Origin of the sequence: Parasphingorhabdus sp. (genome assembly GCF_048269865.1) — a bacterium.
GTDB lineage: Bacteria > Pseudomonadota > Alphaproteobacteria > Sphingomonadales > Sphingomonadaceae > Parasphingorhabdus.
This window is the reverse complement of the sequence record NZ_JBLWUA010000007.1, coordinates 231,710-250,021: the sequence shown is the minus strand read 5'-3', so window position 1 is coordinate 250,021 and position 18,312 is coordinate 231,710. Positions and strand designations below refer to the sequence as shown.

18 protein-coding genes are annotated in these 18,312 nt (G+C 59.1%); 7 read left to right on the top strand and 11 right to left on the bottom strand.

All coding sequences use genetic code 11. The features are described from left to right. Positions 1 to 935 (bottom strand): chaperonin GroEL (gene groEL / locus ACN0WW_RS11660; RefSeq protein ID WP_417612615.1); only part of this gene is annotated, 935 nt, incomplete at its 3' end. A gap of 48 nt (positions 936 to 983) precedes the next feature. Further along, positions 984 to 1,274 (bottom strand): co-chaperone GroES, encoded by a 291-nt coding sequence (gene groES / locus ACN0WW_RS11655; RefSeq protein ID WP_417612613.1) that lies wholly within the window; start codon positions 1,272 to 1,274, stop codon positions 984 to 986. Between the two features lie 326 nt (positions 1,275 to 1,600). Here groES and ACN0WW_RS11650 point away from each other — a divergent pair, with 326 nt between their 5' ends. From ACN0WW_RS11650 to sppA, 7 genes are read left to right on the top strand one after another with little or no spacing between them, the layout of a single operon-like run. Continuing rightward, positions 1,601 to 1,894 (top strand): DUF2282 domain-containing protein, encoded by a 294-nt coding sequence (locus ACN0WW_RS11650; RefSeq protein ID WP_417612611.1) that lies wholly within the window; start codon positions 1,601 to 1,603, stop codon positions 1,892 to 1,894. Between the two features lie 18 nt (positions 1,895 to 1,912). Beyond that, positions 1,913 to 2,827 (top strand): DUF692 domain-containing protein, encoded by a 915-nt coding sequence (locus ACN0WW_RS11645; RefSeq protein ID WP_417612609.1) that lies wholly within the window; start codon positions 1,913 to 1,915, stop codon positions 2,825 to 2,827. After that, positions 2,811 to 3,587, top strand: coding sequence for a putative DNA-binding domain-containing protein (locus tag ACN0WW_RS11640; RefSeq protein WP_417612607.1), 777 nt, complete (start codon positions 2,811 to 2,813; stop codon positions 3,585 to 3,587). Before ACN0WW_RS11645 ends, ACN0WW_RS11640 begins: the two co-directional genes overlap by 17 nt. Then, positions 3,544 to 4,002 carry a DoxX family protein gene (locus ACN0WW_RS11635; RefSeq protein WP_417612605.1) on the top strand — a complete coding sequence of 153 codons (459 nt, stop codon included), beginning with the start codon at positions 3,544 to 3,546 and terminating at the stop codon, positions 4,000 to 4,002. The genes ACN0WW_RS11640 and ACN0WW_RS11635 overlap by 44 nt, the downstream gene beginning before the upstream one ends. Before the next feature lie 4 nt (positions 4,003 to 4,006). Then, positions 4,007 to 4,531, top strand: coding sequence for a sigma-70 family RNA polymerase sigma factor (locus tag ACN0WW_RS11630; RefSeq protein ID WP_417612603.1), 525 nt, complete (start codon positions 4,007 to 4,009; stop codon positions 4,529 to 4,531). A 1-nt stretch (position 4,532) separates the two neighbouring features. Beyond that, positions 4,533 to 5,174, top strand: a complete 642-nt coding sequence (locus tag ACN0WW_RS11625) for an NrsF family protein (protein ID WP_417612601.1) — start codon at positions 4,533 to 4,535, stop codon at positions 5,172 to 5,174. Positions 5,175 to 5,231: 57 nt separating this feature from the next. Then, entirely contained in the window at positions 5,232 to 7,121 is a 1,890-nt protein-coding gene (sppA, locus tag ACN0WW_RS11620; RefSeq protein ID WP_417612599.1) for a signal peptide peptidase SppA, read from the top strand. On the opposite strand, the gene ACN0WW_RS11615 is transcribed toward sppA, so the two are convergent. The 9 genes from ACN0WW_RS11615 to mdh form a co-directional block, all read right to left on the bottom strand. Next, positions 7,094 to 7,726 (bottom strand): trimeric intracellular cation channel family protein, encoded by a 633-nt coding sequence (locus tag ACN0WW_RS11615; protein ID WP_417612597.1) that lies wholly within the window; start codon positions 7,724 to 7,726, stop codon positions 7,094 to 7,096. The genes sppA and ACN0WW_RS11615 overlap by 28 nt on opposite strands. Continuing rightward, positions 7,723 to 8,409 (bottom strand): PepSY domain-containing protein, encoded by a 687-nt coding sequence (locus ACN0WW_RS11610; protein WP_417612595.1) that lies wholly within the window; start codon positions 8,407 to 8,409, stop codon positions 7,723 to 7,725. Before ACN0WW_RS11610 ends, ACN0WW_RS11615 begins: the two co-directional genes overlap by 4 nt. 21 nt (positions 8,410 to 8,430) lie before the next feature. Beyond that, complete coding sequence (locus ACN0WW_RS11605; protein ID WP_417612593.1) at positions 8,431 to 9,756, bottom strand: amidase family protein; 1,326 nt, start codon at positions 9,754 to 9,756, stop codon at positions 8,431 to 8,433. Between the two features lie 157 nt (positions 9,757 to 9,913). Beyond that, the gene (gene lpdA / locus ACN0WW_RS11600) at positions 9,914 to 11,320 is read right to left on the bottom strand and encodes a dihydrolipoyl dehydrogenase (RefSeq protein WP_417612591.1); all 1,407 of its coding nucleotides are present in this window, start codon (positions 11,318 to 11,320) and stop codon (positions 9,914 to 9,916) included. Between the two features lie 90 nt (positions 11,321 to 11,410). Further along, positions 11,411 to 12,661 (bottom strand): 2-oxoglutarate dehydrogenase complex dihydrolipoyllysine-residue succinyltransferase, encoded by a 1,251-nt coding sequence (gene odhB, locus ACN0WW_RS11595; protein ID WP_417612589.1) that lies wholly within the window; start codon positions 12,659 to 12,661, stop codon positions 11,411 to 11,413. 109 nt (positions 12,662 to 12,770) lie between these two features. After that, entirely contained in the window at positions 12,771 to 15,554 is a 2,784-nt protein-coding gene (locus ACN0WW_RS11590) for a 2-oxoglutarate dehydrogenase E1 component (RefSeq protein WP_417612587.1), read from the bottom strand. Between the two features lie 99 nt (positions 15,555 to 15,653). Then, positions 15,654 to 15,944 carry a GIY-YIG nuclease family protein gene (locus ACN0WW_RS11585; protein WP_417612585.1) on the bottom strand — a complete coding sequence of 97 codons (291 nt, stop codon included), beginning with the start codon at positions 15,942 to 15,944 and terminating at the stop codon, positions 15,654 to 15,656. A 103-nt stretch (positions 15,945 to 16,047) separates the two neighbouring features. After that, a complete protein-coding gene (gene sucD / locus ACN0WW_RS11580; RefSeq protein ID WP_417612583.1) occupies positions 16,048 to 16,938 on the bottom strand; it encodes a succinate--CoA ligase subunit alpha in 891 nt (296 codons plus the stop codon). A gap of 92 nt (positions 16,939 to 17,030) precedes the next feature. Beyond that, positions 17,031 to 17,993 carry a malate dehydrogenase gene (gene mdh, locus ACN0WW_RS11575; protein ID WP_417612581.1) on the bottom strand — a complete coding sequence of 321 codons (963 nt, stop codon included), beginning with the start codon at positions 17,991 to 17,993 and terminating at the stop codon, positions 17,031 to 17,033. Between the last annotated feature and the right edge of the window lie 319 nt (positions 17,994 to 18,312).

Genomic DNA, 18,312 nt, shown 5'->3' with positions numbered 1-18,312 from the left:
ACGCTTTCCAGCTTGATGCCGAGATCTTCGGAGATCATTTCGCCCTTGGTCAGGATCGCGATATCTTCGAGCATCGCTTTGCGACGATCACCGAAGCCAGGAGCCTTGACCGCTGCGATCTTCAGGCCGCCGCGCAGCTTGTTGACCACGAGGGTCGCCAGCGCTTCGCCTTCAATATCTTCAGCAATGATCAGCAGCGGACGTCCGGCCTGGACAACAGCTTCCAGAATCGGGAGCAGTGGCTGCAGGTTGGTCAGCTTCTTTTCATGGATCAGGATATAAGGGTTGTCGAGGTCGGCAACCATCTTGTCCGGGTTGGTGATGAAGTAAGGCGAAAGATAACCGCGGTCAAACTGCATGCCTTCCACAACGTCGAGTTCAAAGTCGAGACCCTTGGCTTCTTCAACAGTGATCACGCCTTCCTTACCGACTTTTTCCATCGCTTCAGCGATTTTCTCGCCGACTTCGCGATCGCCGTTGGCGGAGATAATGCCGACCTGGGCAATTTCGTCGCTGCCCTTGACGTCTTTCGAACGTTTCTTGAGATCTTCAACAACCGTCAGCACGGCCTGGTCGATACCACGCTTCAGATCCATCGGGTTCATGCCGGCCGACACGGACTTCATGCCTTCCTTGACGATCGCCTGGGCGAGAACGGTGGCAGTGGTGGTGCCGTCGCCAGCAACATCGTTGGTTTTCGATGCGACTTCACGCAGCATCTGTGCGCCCATATTTTCGAACTTGTCTTTCAGTTCGATTTCCTTGGCAACCGAAACACCGTCCTTGGTGATGCGTGGTGCGCCAAAGCTCTTGTCGAGCACAACGTTGCGGCCTTTGGGGCCGAGAGTTACTTTAACGGCGTCCGCCAGCGTGTTCACACCCTTGAGGATGCGTTCGCGAGCGTCGCGGCCGAATTTTACGTCTTTAGCAGCCATGATATTGTCTCCTGCTTAAATGATTGAAATTGCGAATGGGGTAAGCGCTTACTTCTCGAGAATGCCGAGAATATCGCTTTCCTTCATGATGATCAGCTCTTCGCCGTCGACGGTGACTTCCGTGCCCGACCATTTGCCGAACAGGATCTTGTCGCCTTTTTTGACGTCGAGTGGCGTGGCTTTGCCATTGTCGTCTTTCAGGCCATTGCCAACAGCGATAACCTTGCCTTCTGATGGCTTTTCCTGCGCACTATCCGGAATGATGATACCGCCTGCGGTTTTGGTATCCGCTTCAACGCGGCGCACCAGTACACGGTCATGTAATGGACGAAATTTCATAGATTTCCCTTTCTTGTCCAATCCAAAACTCTTCCGACCCGCTTTTTCAGCCGGTCGTGAGAGCAGAATCTGTATGAATTAGCACTCTCTCCTTTCGAGTGCTAACGGTGTGCATGTAGTGGCTATTGATCTGCCGTCAAGAGAAAGAGCAGAAAATATTTCTTTCAATTTTTGTTGGATTTCCAAGGCATTGCGATTCGTTTTCGCTGGCAATGCGCATTGCTGCCCGGGGGCTGTGTAACCCGGTCACGGGACTCATCGAATGAAAGCTGAGCCCGCATTGACGGGTTCTAACAGGCTCCCCCGTTTCTAGAGAGGAAATTTAAATGACTGCCTTGATCAAAACAACCGCTGCGACCGCTGCTCTGGCTGCCGCGGCAACCCTGTCCCTGTCGGCCACCGCTGCACAGGCAGCCGGTGCCAAGGAAAAATGCTTTGGCGTGGCGCTGGCAGGGAAAAATGATTGCGCCGCCGGACCGGGCACCAGTTGCGCCGGTACATCGACCGTAAACTATCAGGGCAACGCCTGGAAATATGTTGCCAAGGGGACATGCACCCAGCTCGGCGGCACGCTGACCGCTCATAAGGGCAATGCGAAACCGGTTCCCAAAAAGAGCTGAATCCGCTAGATTCCGTGGATGTCCGCAATTCCTGATCCCTTCGCTCCGTCAGCCGAGTCCATACCGCGCTCCCTCCCTCCATCGGGCGGCATAGGGCTCAAATCAGTGCATTATCAGAATGTGCTGGACGATGCTGCGGCGGCGAAACGACCCTCCTGGGTTGAGGTTCATCCACAGAATTACTTCGGCGATGGCGGTCCGGCGCACCGCTGGCTAACCGCCATCGCCGAAGCCTATCCGCTCAGCTTTCACAGCGTCGGCCTTTCGCTCGGCAGCGCTGACGGCCTCAATGCGGACGATCTGGAAAAGCTCGCCGCGCTCTGTGACCGTTACCAGCCAGCGATGGTATCCGACCATCTGAGCTGGAGCGGCAATGCCCATGACCGCTACCCCGATCTGCTTCCGATACCTTACACCCGCGAAGCATTCGCGCATCTTGCCGCACAGATCGCCAAGGTCCAGGACCGTCTGCAACGGCCCATCCTGATCGAGAACCCGTCCCGCTATCTCAGCTATCGCGACGATGACATGAGCGAAACCGATTTCATCCACGCCCTGTGCCGGCAAACGGGCTGCGGCCTCTTGTTCGATATCAACAATGTCGAAGTGACCGCCACCAATGTCGGTCTCGACATGGATGGCTATATTGACGCCATTGATCCGGCCCTCGTCGGCGAAATCCATCTCGCCGGCCATGCCCGCGAAGATCACGACAGCGGCCCGCTGCTGATCGACGATCATGGTTCGATGGTCACCGACACCACGTGGCGCCTGTACCGGCGCTTCCTCGAACGGGCTGGCCCCAAAGCCACGCTGATCGAATGGGACACGGACATTCCCGCCTATGATGTGCTGATGGCCGAAGTCGGCAAGGCGGAAGCCATAATCGCCGACCAGCAACCCCAAAAGCCGCGCCATGCCCTCGCTCGCTGAAGGTCAGGCGCGCTTCGTCGCCTGCCTGCAGAAAGGCCCTGATCATTTCCCCGACGATCTTTTTGCGGAAAACAGGGCGCGCGCGTTGCTCGGTCTGAAAGCCCATGCCAACACCATTTCCCACGCCCGGCTGGTTGCGCTCGAACAGGCCTATCCCAAATTGCACGAACATCTCGGGCACGAGGCGTTCCATGGCCTGTCCCGCGATTATGTCGAGCAGGAGCATATCTTGGTCTGCGACATCAACGGCATCGCTGCCGACTTTGCCGCTTTTCTGGCGGGCCGCGGCTGTGACCCCAGCGCCGTCGATCTGGCCAGAATCGAGTGGGCCTGGCTGGAAAGCTACCGCAGCGCAGAAGCGGAGCCGGTCGCGCTGACCGATATCGCCGCTCTGGCCGAGGCCGAGTTGCTGGCTTTGCCGGTGACGCCTCACCCTGCACTGCGACTGGTCAGCCTTACTGGCCCGTTATCCCCGCATCTCTCCGAACTGGGCGAGACAGAGCCGCATGCGCTGATGATCGTCCGCCCCGAAGCCCGGATATTATTTCACCCTCTGAATGAGGTGGAACAGGCCATTGCCAAGAAAATTTCCGTCTCCGCGACCATGGGTAACCTTTTGCGCCATGCCATCGAACTGAGTGATGAAGCGACAGCGATGCAGCACATGATCAAACTGATCCAGACCGGAGCGTTGGCGCAAAGCCAGAGGCAGAGACATGATGACGATGATGGGAAAACTGACGGCAGGACTGAGCGGTGAGATCGCCGAAGGGATCGCCTTGCTGTTTACCCGCGTCGCCCTGGCCGGGATATTCTGGCGCTCTGCCCGTACCAAGGTCGAAGAAGGCAGTCTCCTGACGATCAGGGACACAACCTTTTTCCAGTTTTCCGATGCACCGTTCAATCAGGTGCCGGTTCTCAATGGCGAACTGGGCGCTTATGTGACTACCTATACCGAACATTTCCTGCCCATCTTGCTGGTGCTGGGACTGGCAACGCGCTTGGGGGCGCTGGGCATTCTCGGGATGACGCTGGTGATCCAGATTTTTGTGTTCCCGGAAGTGGCGGTCTGGTGGCAAACCCACATTCTCTGGGTCGCCATGGCATTGATCCTGATCGTGCGCGGTGGCGGCCTGTTCTCGCTGGACCGGCTGATCGGCCAAAGGCTGGGCTGACCCGATGATCTCCAACGAGGAAACCCTTCGTCATCTGATGATCAAGGCACAGGCCGGCGACAAGCTTTGCTACGCCAGCCTGCTCACCGAATGCGAGAAATGGCTGCGCCGCTATTTTGCCCGCAAGATCAATCCGGCGGCGATTGATGATCTGGTGCAGGAAACGCTGATCTCGCTGCACCGCAAACGCGCAAGCTATGATCCGGCCCGGGCGTTTCTGCCCTGGCTGGCTGCGATCGGCCGCTACCGCTGGATCGACAGCCTGCGCAAGATATATCGGCACGAGCATGACCAGCTGTATGAAGAAATGGTCGCAGATCCACAGGACGAGGGAGTGACCGCCAGGGTCAGCCTCGAACGGTTGCTCGGCATGATACCGGAAAAACAGGCCGCAGTTATCGGCCTGGTGAAAATAGAGGGCCTGAGCATTGCCGAGGCTGCCTTGCAAACCGGCCAGTCGGAATCGCTGGTCAAAGTCAATATCCACAGGGGTCTCAAAAAAATGAGCGCCCTCATCGAAAGCGAGTAGAATGAGTGTATCTGCAAACAGCCTGATCGACGGACTGGTCGAGGATCTGCAACCCGTAAGGACGTTGAAGCCGAGCAGCGGACTGGCGGTCGTCGGCGCGCTGACCCTGTTCGCGGTCGTCGCGGTGGCGGCCATATTGGGCGTGCGCCACGATCTGAAGACGGGCATCGCCGACGAGATGTTTTTCCTGCGCAGCGGTGTGCTGCTGATGCTTGGCATCGCAACCACGATTACAGTGGTCAGGATGGCTCGGCCCGGCGTCGGCAAATTGAGCAGGGGCTGGATCTGGGCGCTGATCACCGCAGCCCTGTTCCCGCTGACCGCCGCGATCATGAGCGCGATTCAAATGCCGCCGGTCGAAGCATTGCGGCCGATGGAAGGGCTGAAATGCCTGATCGTCAGCGGTATCGCAGCCCTGACCATCGGCAGCGGCCTTACCTGGTGGCTCCGGCAAGGCGCCGCTACCTCGCCCGGGCGGGCCGGCTGGCTGATCGGCGTTGCTTCGGGAGCGCTGGGTGCCGCTGCCTATAATATCCACTGCCCGTTCAACGACATTTATTATGTCGGATTGTGGTTCACCATCCCGGTCATTGCCAGCGCTCTGGTCGGCCGGCTGCTCGTGCCCGCTCTTATCCGCTGGTAATATCGATGGCGGTTCCCATATAAGGCGGGTCAATCCGGTCTATACAGGAATATCAATATGCAATTTTTGCGGGCGGCATGGAAGTTTCTGGTCGCGATAAAGGATGGCATGGTGCTCATCGCAATGTTGCTGTTCTTTGGCGCACTCTATGCGCTGCTGTCCACGCAACCGAACAGCGCGGCGATCCGGGACGGCGCGTTGCTGCTCGACCTCAACGGCGTGATTGTCGAAGAACCGGCAGCACCCACTTTTGAAGATTTTCTGGAAAATAGCGGTGCCGACAGCCCGCGCGAATTTCGCCTGCGGGATGTCGTCCGCGCCATCGACGCAACAGTCTCCGATGACCGGGTCAAGGCGATCGTACTCGACCTCAGCAGCTTCGCCGGTGGCGGCCAAACCAGCCTCACCGATATCGGCAAAGCACTGGACCGCGCCAAACAGGCCGGCAAGCCAATTTACGCTTTTGCCAGCTTCTACAGCGATGACAGCTATCAGCTCGCTGCCCATGCGACCGAAATCTGGATGGACCCGATGGGCGGCATCATCTTCGCCGGACCCGGCGGCAACCGGCTCTATTACAAGGGCTTGCTCGACCAATTGGGCGTGACCGCCAATATTTACCGCGTCGGAACCTATAAAAGCGCGGTCGAGCCGTATATGCGCGACGACCAGTCACCAGCAGCGCGTGAAGCATCGAAAGCGCTCTATACTGTCCTCTGGGACAGCTGGCTCGCCGAAGTGAAAAAAGCCCGTCCGCAGGCTGCCGCCCAGCCCTTTGCCGACAGCCCCGCGAAATTTGCCGAGGCCGCCAATGGGGATCTGGCGAAAGTTGCCATTGAGCAGAAACTGGTCGACAAGCTCGGAGACAAAACCGCGTTTGACCGGTTTGTCGCGGAGCAGGTCGGGATCGACGAAACGCCGTCACCGGACAGTTTTGAATCCATCAATTATGACGATTTTCTTGCCGCAAACCCCATTGATACAGAGGGCTCTCCGATCGGCGTGATCACCGTCGCAGGAGAAATCGTTGGCGGCAACGGCAGCACTGGCATGGCTGCAAGCGGACGCATTGCGGAGCAGATTTACAAGGCGCTCGATGAAGACGAGGTCAAGGCGCTGGTGGTCCGCATCGATTCCCCCGGCGGATCGGCCTTCGCCAGCGAGGAAATTCGTCTGGCCTTGCTGGAAGCCAGGAAAAAGAAGCTGCCGATTGTGGTTTCGATGGGCGATGTCGCGGCCAGCGGCGGCTATTGGGTCGCTACGGCGGGCGATCATATCTTCGCCGAGCCCGATACGATCACTGGCTCCATCGGGGTGTTCGCGGTGCTGCCGAGTTTTGAAAAGGCGCTGGCCAAATGGGGGGTCACAGCGGATGGCGTTCAAACCACCCCGCTGTCCGGCGAGCCGAATTTTGTGGGCGGCTTTAGCGAGGATCTCAACATGATCCTGCAGTCGGGCGTCGAAAACAGCTATCGCGACTTCGTCACCCTGGTCGCCAAAGCACGAAGCAAATCACCGGCAGAGGTTGACCGGATCGGGCAAGGCCGGGTCTGGGACGGCGGTACCGCGCGGCAACTGGGCCTGGTCGATGGCTTTGGCGGCATCGAAGACGCGCTTGCTGAAGCGGCTAAACGGGCCGGTCTGGCGGAACGCGACTATCACGCGCAATATCTCGACCCGGAGACAGAGTTTTCGTGGCTGCCGTTCGATGGCATACCCTTTGTCCGGCACCAAAGCGCACCTGTGAACGGTGTGATAGGATGGGCCGCACAGCGTGAGAAGGCTGTGTTCGGTCAGGCTATGGCGACCGCTCAGGGCTTGCTGGCGCGCGAAGATGTGCAGGCGCTCTGTCTTGAATGCGGTGCCGGGGAACGTCCAAAGACCAAAGGGTCGGCCAAGTGGGTCAACTGGCTGCTGGGCTATTCATCCTCTTCTGCTCCGCGATAGGCTGGCAGCGAAAGCCCCTTTACGATAGCTAGCGCGCGCAGCGCAAAGCCGGCGGAAAAAGCGATCAGGGCCGCGATGAACCCTGGCATGCCCGTTTGCGCGAGCAGCACAAACAGAAACGCGGATAGCGCGCCGGCCGTCACGTAAAGCTCGGGCCGGACAATGATCGACGGTTCGCCCGCAATCAGGTCCCGGATCACCCCGCCGACACTGGCGGTAATAACGCCCATGATCGCCGCAGGCAGTGGGTCGATGCCCAGCTGCATCGCCTTGGCCGCGCCAAACACCGAATAGGCGGCCAGGCCGATCGCGTCGAACCAGTCGACCGCCGCCGGCCTCCAGAATTTGACCGGGGTGACCCAGACCAGCAGCGCGATCCCGAGACACAGCAGCGGTACTCGCGCGTCCTGCACCCAGAAGACCGGTGCCCCGATCAGCAGATCGCGCACCGTACCGCCGCCGACGCCGGTCACCAGCGCGAAAAAGGCAAAGGTCACCAATGTCTGCCGGTTGCGCGCGGCGACCAGCGCGCCCGATATCGCAAAGACCGCAATCCCGAACAGGTCGAGCCAGCCCAGCGCATTGTAGAGCAAGGCGGCGTTCACGATGTCGCTCGCCGCTTGCGCTGGCGCCTTGTGAACAGCAGAACAAAGCCCAGAATCGATCCCAGCAGGGCAAGCGCGGCGGAGGCGATCAGAATCGGGTGGCTGCTATCCTCGCGCGTCTGCAGATCCATGATATGCAACCCCCACATAAAATCAAAAGCCCGCCAGAATTTTGTCCGCACCGCCAGCAGTTCCCCGGTATCCGCATCGATATAGAAGCGGGCATCATCATCAAAAATCACCTGCCACGACGGCCGTCCACTGCGCTGATCGATCGGCGCGCGGTCCGCAGGAAACAAGCGAACCGAGCGGATCTCGGCCGGGTCAGAGCGCGCCGCTCTCGCCAGCCTGTCAGCCTCAGCTCCTGAAACCGGTGGCAACAAGGCTCCGGTCAGCCCATCCGCCCGGCGCTTGCCACCATCGGCATAGGCAATGACCCAATAAGGACCGATACTGTTCTGCTGCAGGGTCAGGCTCTTCGCCTGCCGGCCCTCAAGCAGCGGCGCAACCGGCTCGATCGGATCGAGCGCCGGGGTTTCGCTGCGCAAGTGATTGCCGCGCACAGTCTCAATCGGCTGCGCCACCATCAGCAGCCCGCTTGCCGTCCAGATAATGATCGGAACGCCGATCAGCCAGCCGAGCCAGATATGCCAGCGCATCAGTTTATGATGTTTGATCGCCACCCGACCCTCCTGCAGAAATGGTCAGCTGTCCAATAGAGCCGCGATCTGCCGCGCACCATCGATTGTTTGGAAATCCTGCAGTCTGTCACCAATCACCTGCATCCCGACCGGCAGGTCGTCGACAGTGCCAACAGGCAACACGGTCGAGGGCAGGCCCGGAAAAGTCGCGATACCGGCCCATGCGAGCTGCGGTCCGGCGGGTAGATCGACACCGTCAATCGCGATATTGCTCTGGAAAATCTGTCCCGGATGATGCGGAAAAGCAGGTGTGGCACTCACCGGGGCCAGCACAAAATCAAATGAACCGAACAGATCGCGCCATTGCCGGTAAACCCGTGCCTGAATATCACAAAGGTCGAACCAGTCACGGACGGTGGCCTGCGTTCCATCGGGTGCAGGCAGACCGCCCGCCATCGCGATATTGAGCATCTTCAGGTAGCTTTCATGGGCTGCCTCCAGATCCGGAATCAGTTCGGAGCGCCTTTCGACCTGCCCGCCTGCATCCTCGATCCGTCCCGCAACCCGATCGAGTTCGGCGCGATAGGCGCTCGCACATCCGACCATGGGTTGCTCGTCAATCAGCAAATAGCGCGCCCCTTTGAGCGGCACATCGCGACGGACCAGCGGATGGTCGAGGGTCACGTCGAGCAACAGCTCCAGATCATCCGCCGAACGCGCCAGCGGACCGCACACGCCCAGCGCCGGACTGGCGGAATCGGTGCCGGGATAGCCATGACCTTCCAGGCTGATGACATCGAACGTCGGTTTGTGGCCCCATATACCGCAAAAATGCGCCGGCACGCGGATCGAACCGCCAATATCGGAACCAAATTCGCACGGCACCATGCCCGCGCTCACCGCCGCCGCGGCGCCGCCCGATGAACCGCCTGGCGAGCGACCATGATCATGCGGATTGTTGGTACGGCCGTAGACCGGATTGTTCGATTGCCAGTCGGCCAGGTCCGGCGGGACATTGGTCTTGCCTAGGATCACTGCCCCTGCCCGTTTCAGACGCTGCACAACCACCGCATCAGACTTGGCGACGTTATTCCGCGCATGCTCCAGTCCCCAGGTCGAGGGATGGCCGGCAAGGTCAAAGCTTTCCTTGACCGTCATCGGCACGCCAAAAAGCGGCTGATCGCCTTTCGGACCGGCCTCATCCAGCCGTTTCGCCGCCGCCCGTGCGCTTTCAAAGTCGTGCACGATCACCGCGTTGATCGGACCGTCGAGCGCCTCGATACGGGCAATCGCGGATTCGGCGGCTTCGAGAGCGGATAGTCGTCCCGAAGCGATATCCGCAGCGATTTCGGTCGCGGTCGGTTCTGTGGTCAGTGACAAAATGGACATGCTTTCTCCCCTGTTCTGCTGTGAAGGCGGGAGGCCATCTCCCGAACCATCCACCGGAAATCGGGCGCGGTCCACAAAGGATTCAAGCCGCCATCATTTTCCACCCCACCGGACCGCGCAGCCGCGTCCGGTGCCAGCCAGCGCGGGAGCAGAAATCCTACATATGGATCGGCTTGCCCTGAACCGCCATCGCCGCTTCCTTGATCGCTTCCGAATGGGTCGGATGCGCGTGGCAGGTATAGGCAATATCTTCCGAGGTCGCGCCAAATTCCATCGCCTGGGTGACCTGCGCGATCAATGTCCCGGCGAGCGACGAGATTATATGCGCGCCCAGCACCCGGTCGGTTTGGGCGTCGGCGATAATCTTGACATAACCATCCGTGTCGCGATTGGTCTTGGCGCGGCTGTTGGCGGCAAAGATGAACTTGCCGACCTTATACTCGACGCCGCTGTCCTTCACCTCTTCCTCGGTCTTGCCGATGCTGGCGATCTCCGGATAGGTGTAGACCACACCGGGAATCAGGTCATGATTGACGATGCCCTGTTGCCCGGCAATAAATTCCGCTGCGGCAATGCCCTCATCCTCGGCCTTGTGCGCCAGCATCGGGCCAGGGGTGACATCGCCGATCGCATAGACGCCATCGACATCGGTCTGGAAATCATGCCCGACCTCGATCTGCCCGCGCGCGTTGGTTTCGACACCCGACTTGTCGAGATCGAGACCATCGATATTCGGTTTGCGGCCAATCGCAACCAGCACGACATCCGCTTCCAGCGTTTCGCTGTCACCGCCCGCAGCCGGCTCCATGGTCAGCGTTGCCTTTTTGCCTTTGACGCTGCAGCCGGTGACCTTGGTCCCGGTTTTGATGTCAAAGCCCTGCTTCTTGAACAGACGGTTGGCATCCTTGCGGATATCACCGTCCATGCCCGGCAAGATCTGGTCGAGATATTCCACGACCGTCACTTTCGCGCCCAGCCGCATCCACACCGAACCCAGTTCCAGCCCGATCACGCCGCCGCCGATGACGACCATATGGCCCGGCACTTTCGGAAGCTCCAGTGCCCCGGTTGAATCGACCACGACATGCTTGTCATTGTCGACCTCGACACCGGGCAGCGGCGTCACCGACGACCCCGTCGCGATCAGGATATTCTTCGCGGTGTAGCTCTTGTCGCCAACCTTGACCGTATTGGCATTTTCAAACGCGCCGCGCCCCTTGATCCAGTCGACCTTATTCTTCTTGAACAGCATCGAGATCCCGCCGGTCAGCTCTTTCACCGCCTTCGATTTTTCCGCATGCATCTGCTTCAGGTCCAGCTTCGCCCCGCTCAGCTTGACGCCGAATTTTTCCAGCGCCCCCGAATGGGCCTCATGATATAGTTCGGACGCATGCAGCATCGCCTTCGACGGGATGCAGCCGACATTGAGACAGGTCCCGCCCAGCGTTTCGCGGCTTTCGATGCAGCCGGTTTTCAGCCCCAGCTGTGCGGCCCGGATGGCCGCGACATAGCCGCCAGGTCCAGCGCCGATTACCAGAAGATCATAGTCAAAATTGTCGGTCATATTCTGCCTCTACTTCGTCATCCTGAACTTGTTTCAGGACCTCGCTAGATCCTGAAACAAGTTCAGGATGACGCACAATGGGTTCGCTGTTTACAAATCGATCAAAAGCCGCGCCGGATCCTCGATCGCTTCCTTGATCCGCACCAGGAAGGTCACCGCTTCGCGGCCATCGATCAGCCGGTGGTCATAGCTCAGCGCCATATACATCATCGGACGCGCCTCAATCGAACCATCCGGCATAACCACCGGACGCTGATCTATCCGGTGCAGTCCGAGCACAGCCGACTGCGGCGGGTTGATGATCGGCGTCGACATCAGCGACCCGAACACACCGCCATTGGAGATAGTGAAGGTGCCGCCCTTCATGTCCGCCATGGTCAGCGTGCCGTCCTTGGCGCGCTTGCCGAAATCACCGATCGTATTTTCGACATCGGCAAAGCTCATGGTCTCGGCGTTGCGGATCACCGGCACCACCAGGCCACTGGGCGCGCTCACCGCGACCGAGATGTCGGCATAATCGTAATACACGATTTCTTCGCCATCAATCTGCGCGTTGACCGACGGCACGTCTTTCAGCGCCATGCAGGCAGCCTTCACGAAGAAGCCCATGAAGCCGAGCTTCACGCCATGTTTCTTGGCGAACAGGTCCTTATATTTGCTGCGCGTCTCGATCACCGCGGTCATGTCGACATCGTTGAACGTCGTCAGCAGCGCCGCTGTATCCTGCGCTTCTTTCAGGCGCCGGGCGACGGTCTGACGCAAACGGGTCATCCGCACCCGCTCTTCATTGCGATTCCCGGAAGACGATGGAGACGGCGATGCGCTGCTTGCCGCAGTCTGGTCAGTGTCTGGCTGCTGCTGGGCACCGGATTTCACATAATCCTCAACATCCGCCTTGGTCAGCCGGCCGTCCTTGCCGGTGCCGCTGATCTGGCTGGGATCAACACCATGTTCCAGCACCAGCCGGCGTACCGACGGCGACAGAGTGATGCTGGTGGCAACCTCGTCCTGCTTGTCCGCAGCTTTCGCTGCAGTAGCCGAGGAAGCTTTTTCCGGGGGATCGACAGGCGTATCCTCATCTTTCGATGGTGCCGCCCCGCCGCTACCGGCTTCGATCGTCGCAATCACGGCGCCAACCTCGACCGTATCGCCAACCGCGACCTTGTGCTCACCCATCACGCCCGCTTCCGGCGCCGGCACTTCCAGGGCCACCTTGTCGGTTTCCAGACTCGCAATCGGCTCGTCAGCGGCAACCGCATCGCCGGGCTGCTTGAGCCATTCGCCCAGGGTCGCTTCGGTGATCGATTCGCCCAATACCGGAACTGTTACTTCTGTTGCCATTTTCTATCCTATCAACTTCCGTGTTCCGCACTTGATGCGGAACCTGGTTCGTATGTCACTTTCCGTCCCGCTGTGCTCCGCATCAAGTGCGGAGCACAGCCTTTCTTCCTCAAGCTGCTTCATGCCCCAATGCCTCTGCGACCAGCTGTGCCTGCTGCTCCTTGTGCCGCGACGCCAGCCCGGTTGCGGGAGAAGCCGAAGCGGCGCGACCGGCATAGACCGGTCCGGTCGGACCAACGTCCGCCTGTTCCAGACATTCCTCCAGATAGGGCCGGACAAACTGCCAGCTGCCGTTATTCTTCGGCTCTTCCTGGGCCCAGACCACAGTCTCGAGATTGGTCATCCGCTTGAGACGCACCACCAAAGGTTCGCCGGGGAACGGATAGAGCTGCTCGATCCGGACAATCGCGGTATTCTTGTCTCCGGCGGCATCGCGCGCCTCGATCAGGTCATAGGCCACTTTGCCGGAACAGAGCACAAGCCGCTTCACATCCTTGTCAGCCGGCGGATTGGTATCCGACAATATCCGCATGAAATGCTGATCACCCTGGAAATCCTCGGCTTTCGATACCGCCATCTTGTGCCGCAGCAGCGACTTCGGCGTCATGATGATCAGCGGCTTGCGGAAGGAACGCAGCATCTGGCGGCGCAAGACGTGGAAATAATTGGCCGGCGTGGTGATATTGGCGACCTGGATATTGTCCTGCGCGCACAGCTGCAGGAACCGTTCCAGCCGCGCCGAACTATGCTCCGGCCCCTGACCTTCATAGCCGTGCGGCAACAGCATCACCAGACCATTGGCGCGGAGCCATTTGGCCTCGCCAGAAGCGACGAACTGATCGATCATGATCTGCGCGCCATTGGCGAAATCGCCAAATTGTGCTTCCCACAACACCAGGGTTTTCGGATCGGCCCCGGCATAGCCATATTCAAAGCCGAGCACCCCATATTCGGAGAGCGGACTGTCGAGCACTTCGAACCGGCCATGGCGCACCGTGCTCAGCGGCACATATTTGTCTTCGGTTTCCTGATCGACCCATACCGCGTGCCGCTGGGAAAAGGTGCCGCGGCCGCTGTCCTGACCGGAGAGGCGGACATTATAGCCTTCCGAAACCAGCGATCCGTAAGCCAGCGCTTCACCGGTCGCCCAGTCAAAATTCTCGCCGCTCTTGAACATTTGCGCCTTGGCTTCGAGAACCCGGCCCAGTGTTTTGTGGATCTTGAGCCCTTCCGGAACCGTGGTCAGCGTCCGGCCGAGACTGTCGAACAGTTTCGGATCGATCGCGGTTTCGACATTGCGCCGGGCACTTTCCGGATCGGCCGGGATATGCAGCCCCTGCCAGCGGCCACCAAACCAGTCGGCCTTGTCGGCCTTGTAATCGGCGGCTGCCTGAAATTCGGTTTCGAGATGCTCGGCAAAAGCCTTGCGGGTCGCATCCCCCCATTTCGCATCAATGACGCCTTCCTCGACCAGGCGGGCTTCATAAAGCTTGCTGACCTTGGGATGTTTCTTGATCGCGGCGTACATGATCGGCTGGGTGAAGCTTGGTTCGTCGCCTTCATTATGACCGAAGCGGCGATAGCACCACATGTCGATGACGATATCCCGGCCAAAGCGCTGGCGGAATTCCATCGCGATCTTGCAGGCAAAAGTCACCGCTTCCGGATCATCACCATTGACGTGAAAAATCGGCGCCTGCACGCCCTTGGCAACGTCGGACGGATAAGGGGAAGAGCGCGCGAATTGCGGGCTGGTCGTAAAGCCGATCTGGTTGTTGATCACAAAGTGAATACAGCCACCGGTATTGTAGCCGCGGATGCCGGAAAAGCCGAGGCATTCCCAGACGATTCCCTGCCCGGCAAAAGCGGCATCACCGTGGATCAGCACCGGCAGCACCTGATCATGCTTTTTCAGATCATCGCGTGCCACTTGCTGGGCGCGGACCTTGCCAAGCACGACCGGATCCACCGCTTCGAGATGCGACGGATTGGGCACCAGGCTCATATGGACATTGATCCCGTCAAATTCCCGATCAGTGCTGGTGCCGAGATGATATTTCACATCGCCCGAGCCGCCGACATCATCGGGATTGGCCGATCCGCCGTGGAATTCGTGGAATATAACCCTGTAAGGCTTGGCCATCACATTGGCGAGAATGTTCAGCCGACCGCGATGCGCCATGCCATAGACGATGTCGCGAACCCCGGACTGACCGCCATATTTGATGATGTTTTCCAGCGCCGGCAGCATCGATTCGCCGCCGTCGAGACCGAAACGCTTGGTCCCGACATATTTCTTGCCGAGGAAATTTTCATATTCCTCGCCTTCGATCACCTTGTTGAGGATCGCCTTCTTGCCTTCCGGGGTAAACTGGATGGCGGCATCCTTGCCTTCCATCCGGTCCTGCAGAAAGCGCCGTTCCTCGGTATCGGAAATATGCATATATTCCAGACCGACCGGACCGCAATAATTGGCCCGCAGCACCGCTTCGATCTCGCGGATGGACGCCGTTTCAAAGCCAAGCACGCCGCCGAGATAGATCGGCTTGTCCATTTCGTCGGCGGTGAAGCCATGAAATTCGGGCGTCAGGTCAGCAGGTTCTTCCAGTTTGGAAATCCCCAGAGGGTCGAGATGGGCACCCAGATGCCCACGCACCCGATAGGTGCGGATCAGCATCATCGCCCGGATCGATTTCTCCGCCGCCTTGGCGACTTCGTCCTCGGACATGGTGCCGCCGGCCTTCTCGGTCGCAGCCTTGATCTCGATCCCCATCCGTGTCGGATCAAGCGCGCTGTTCAGCTCATCGGCATCATCAATCGGCCAATGCTTGCGCTGCCAGCTTGGGCCCTGCTCCGGCTCCGAGCCGATAAAATCCTGATTCTCAAAACCCATAATTACTACCTCGTGCCCCGCCGAAGGGCGGGGTCCAGAACTGTCCTGCCCGATCGTCTGAATCCCGCTCTGCTGAGGGAAACAGCAAATCATTGGCATTCACTTCACAATCTCGCCCCACAAATCCCGCCAATCAGGATTCATCCGTTCGATCCGCTTGAGCTTCCATTGCCGGTTCCAGTTCTTCATCCGCAATTCGGTAGCCCTTGCTTCCTGAATGTCGTCGTAACTTTCATACCAGACCAGTAATTTGCATCCGTATTTCCTGGTGAACCCGTCGATCAATCCTTCGCGATGTTCATAAACCCGTTTGGGCAGATTGCTTGTCGATCCGATATAGATGGTGCCGTTTCGTCCACTTGCCATGATATAGACGAAACCGGCTTTCATTATTTCGTTCTCCGCCGAAGGGCGGGGCCCAGAACTGTAGTGCACGATCGTCTGGGCCCTGCCCGGCGGCAGGGAACAATATGCTTAGACTTGTCCGCCGAACTCAAACCCTCTCCTTCAACATCGCATCCAGCGTGATACCCAGCTCGCTCGGCGAAGGCGACACGCGGATACCGGCCGCTTCCATCGCCGCGATCTTGTCTTCTGCGCCGCCCTGGCCGCCGGAAACAATCGCACCGGCATGGCCCATGCGGCGTCCCGGAGGGGCTGTCAGACCGGCGATAAAGCCGACCATCGGTTTCGAACGGCCCTTCTTGGCTTCGTCGGCAATGAACTGCGCCGCTTCTTCTTCGGCACTGCCGCCGATTTCACCGATCATGATGATCGACTTGGTTTCGTCGTCGGCCAGGAACAGCTCGAGCACGTCGATGAAGTTGGTGCCGTTGACCGGATCACCGCCGATGCCGACTGCCGTGGTCTGGCCGAGGCCAACCGCCGTCGTCTGGTGCACCGCTTCATAGGTCAGCGTGCCGGAGCGCGAGACCACGCCGACCGAACCCTTTTTGAAGATGCTGCCCGGCATGATGCCGATCTTGCATTCGTCGGGAGTCAGCACACCAGGGCAGTTGGGGCCGATCAGGCGCGACTTGCTGCCCTGCAGCGCGCGCTTCACGCGAACCATGTCGAGCACCGGAACGCCTTCGGTAATCGCAACAATCAGTTCGATCTCGGCGTCGATCGCCTCGAGGATCGAATCCGCTGCAAATGGCGGTGGAACATACACAACGCTGGCAGTCGCGCCGGTCGCGTCCTTGGCTTCCGCCACGGTGTTGTAGTTCGGCAGTCCGATATGGGTGGTGCCACCCTTGCCCGGCGTCACGCCCGCAACCATCTGCGTGCCATAAGCCAAAGCCTGTTCCGTGTGGAACGTGCCGGTGTTGCCGGTCATGCCCTGGGTGATGACCTTGGTGTTCTTGTCGATTAAAATGCTCATTCTATTTCCTCGTCATTCCAGCGAAATCGGAAACCTGCTCCCGGAGCGCTGGGTTATCGCATGAAATCCCGGCATGCACCGGACCATATTGCTTATGCCAGCGAGCTATCGAGCCCCTTACAAGCTTCCAGCAGCTCCTTGACCGCATCGACCGATACATTGAAATTGCCCTGGGCTTCTTCGCTCAGCTCGATTTCGATGACCTTCTCGACGCCGTCCTTGCCGATGATGCACGGTACGCCAACGTAGAGATCGTCGACGCCATATTGGCCGGTAAGATGGGCCGCAGCCGGCAGCACCCGGCGTTTATCCTTGAGATAGCTTTCCGCCATCATGATCGCGCTGGTTGCCGGGGCATAATAAGCCGAGCCGTTGCCCAGCAGAGCAACGATTTCGCCGCCGCCGCCGCGGGTCCGCTTGACGATCGCATCGATATTTTCCTGCGTGGTCCAGCCCATCTTGATCAGATCGGGGATCGGGATACCGGCAACCGTCGAGTAAGCCGGAACCGGAACCATCGTGTCGCCGTGGCCGCCGAGAACGAAGGCAGTGACATCTTCGACCGACACATTGAACTCCTCGGCGAGGAAGTGGCGGAAGCGGGCGCTGTCGAGCACACCGGCCATGCCGACGACCTTGTTATGTGGCAGACCCGAGAATTCGCGCAGTGCCCAGACCATTGCATCCAATGGGTTGGTGATGCAGATAACAAAGGCGTCGGGTGCGTTGGCCTTGATGCCCTCGCCAACCGCCTTCATCACTTTCAGATTGATACCGAGCAGGTCGTCGCGGCTCATGCCGGGCTTGCGCGGCACGCCTGCGGTCACGATGATCACATCCGCGCCGGCAATATCGGCATAGTCGCTGGTGCCCTTAAGATTGGAGTCAAACCCGTCGACCGGAGCGGCCTGGCTCAGATCGAGCGCCTTGCCCGCCGGCATGCCCTCGGCAATATCAAACAGGACAACGTCGCCCATTTCTTTGGAAGCTGCGAGGTGGGCGAGCGTGCCGCCGATCATGCCTGCGCCGATCAGCGCAATCTTGTTACGGGCCATGTTAAGAAATTCTCCTAAGAATAGAGTCGAAAATAGATATTAGTTGCCGGATTAGGCCCCTATTTTGACAAATTCAACCGCAGATCGCATCAATTTGGAAGCTATCTTCGCAATTGGTTCGCAGTAGCAATAATGGCCTAACACTTTCGCCATGCTGAGCCTCTGCTTCGTCATCCTGAACGTTTCCCTCGTCATCCTGAACTTGTTTCAGGACCCCGCAACGGGGAAAGCCGCCCGAAAGCGGCAAAAGCGCTCTGCAAAAGCGACAAAGCCAAAACATGCTTCCATTTCTTCCATATTCCCGCTTCCCAAACCCCCG

Coding starts and splice junctions, on each gene's coding strand:
- mdh (WP_417612581.1), bottom strand. CDS start 17,993: ATGGCCCGTAACAAGATTGCGCTGATCGGCGCAGGCATGATCGGCGGC.
- ACN0WW_RS11635 (WP_417612605.1), top strand. CDS start 3,544: ATGATGACGATGATGGGAAAACTGACGGCAGGACTGAGCGGTGAGATC.
- ACN0WW_RS11645 (WP_417612609.1), top strand. CDS start 1,913: ATGTCCGCAATTCCTGATCCCTTCGCTCCGTCAGCCGAGTCCATACCG.
- groES (WP_417612613.1), bottom strand. CDS start 1,274: ATGAAATTTCGTCCATTACATGACCGTGTACTGGTGCGCCGCGTTGAA.
- sppA (WP_417612599.1), top strand. CDS start 5,232: ATGCAATTTTTGCGGGCGGCATGGAAGTTTCTGGTCGCGATAAAGGAT.
- sucD (WP_417612583.1), bottom strand. CDS start 16,938: ATGAGCATTTTAATCGACAAGAACACCAAGGTCATCACCCAGGGCATG.
- ACN0WW_RS11585 (WP_417612585.1), bottom strand. CDS start 15,944: ATGAAAGCCGGTTTCGTCTATATCATGGCAAGTGGACGAAACGGCACC.
- odhB (WP_417612589.1), bottom strand. CDS start 12,661: ATGGCAACAGAAGTAACAGTTCCGGTATTGGGCGAATCGATCACCGAA.
- ACN0WW_RS11605 (WP_417612593.1), bottom strand. CDS start 9,756: ATGTCCATTTTGTCACTGACCACAGAACCGACCGCGACCGAAATCGCT.
- ACN0WW_RS11625 (WP_417612601.1), top strand. CDS start 4,533: ATGAGTGTATCTGCAAACAGCCTGATCGACGGACTGGTCGAGGATCTG.
- ACN0WW_RS11590 (WP_417612587.1), bottom strand. CDS start 15,554: ATGGGTTTTGAGAATCAGGATTTTATCGGCTCGGAGCCGGAGCAGGGC.
- ACN0WW_RS11640 (WP_417612607.1), top strand. CDS start 2,811: ATGCCCTCGCTCGCTGAAGGTCAGGCGCGCTTCGTCGCCTGCCTGCAG.
- ACN0WW_RS11650 (WP_417612611.1), top strand. CDS start 1,601: ATGACTGCCTTGATCAAAACAACCGCTGCGACCGCTGCTCTGGCTGCC.
- lpdA (WP_417612591.1), bottom strand. CDS start 11,320: ATGACCGACAATTTTGACTATGATCTTCTGGTAATCGGCGCTGGACCT.
- ACN0WW_RS11630 (WP_417612603.1), top strand. CDS start 4,007: ATGATCTCCAACGAGGAAACCCTTCGTCATCTGATGATCAAGGCACAG.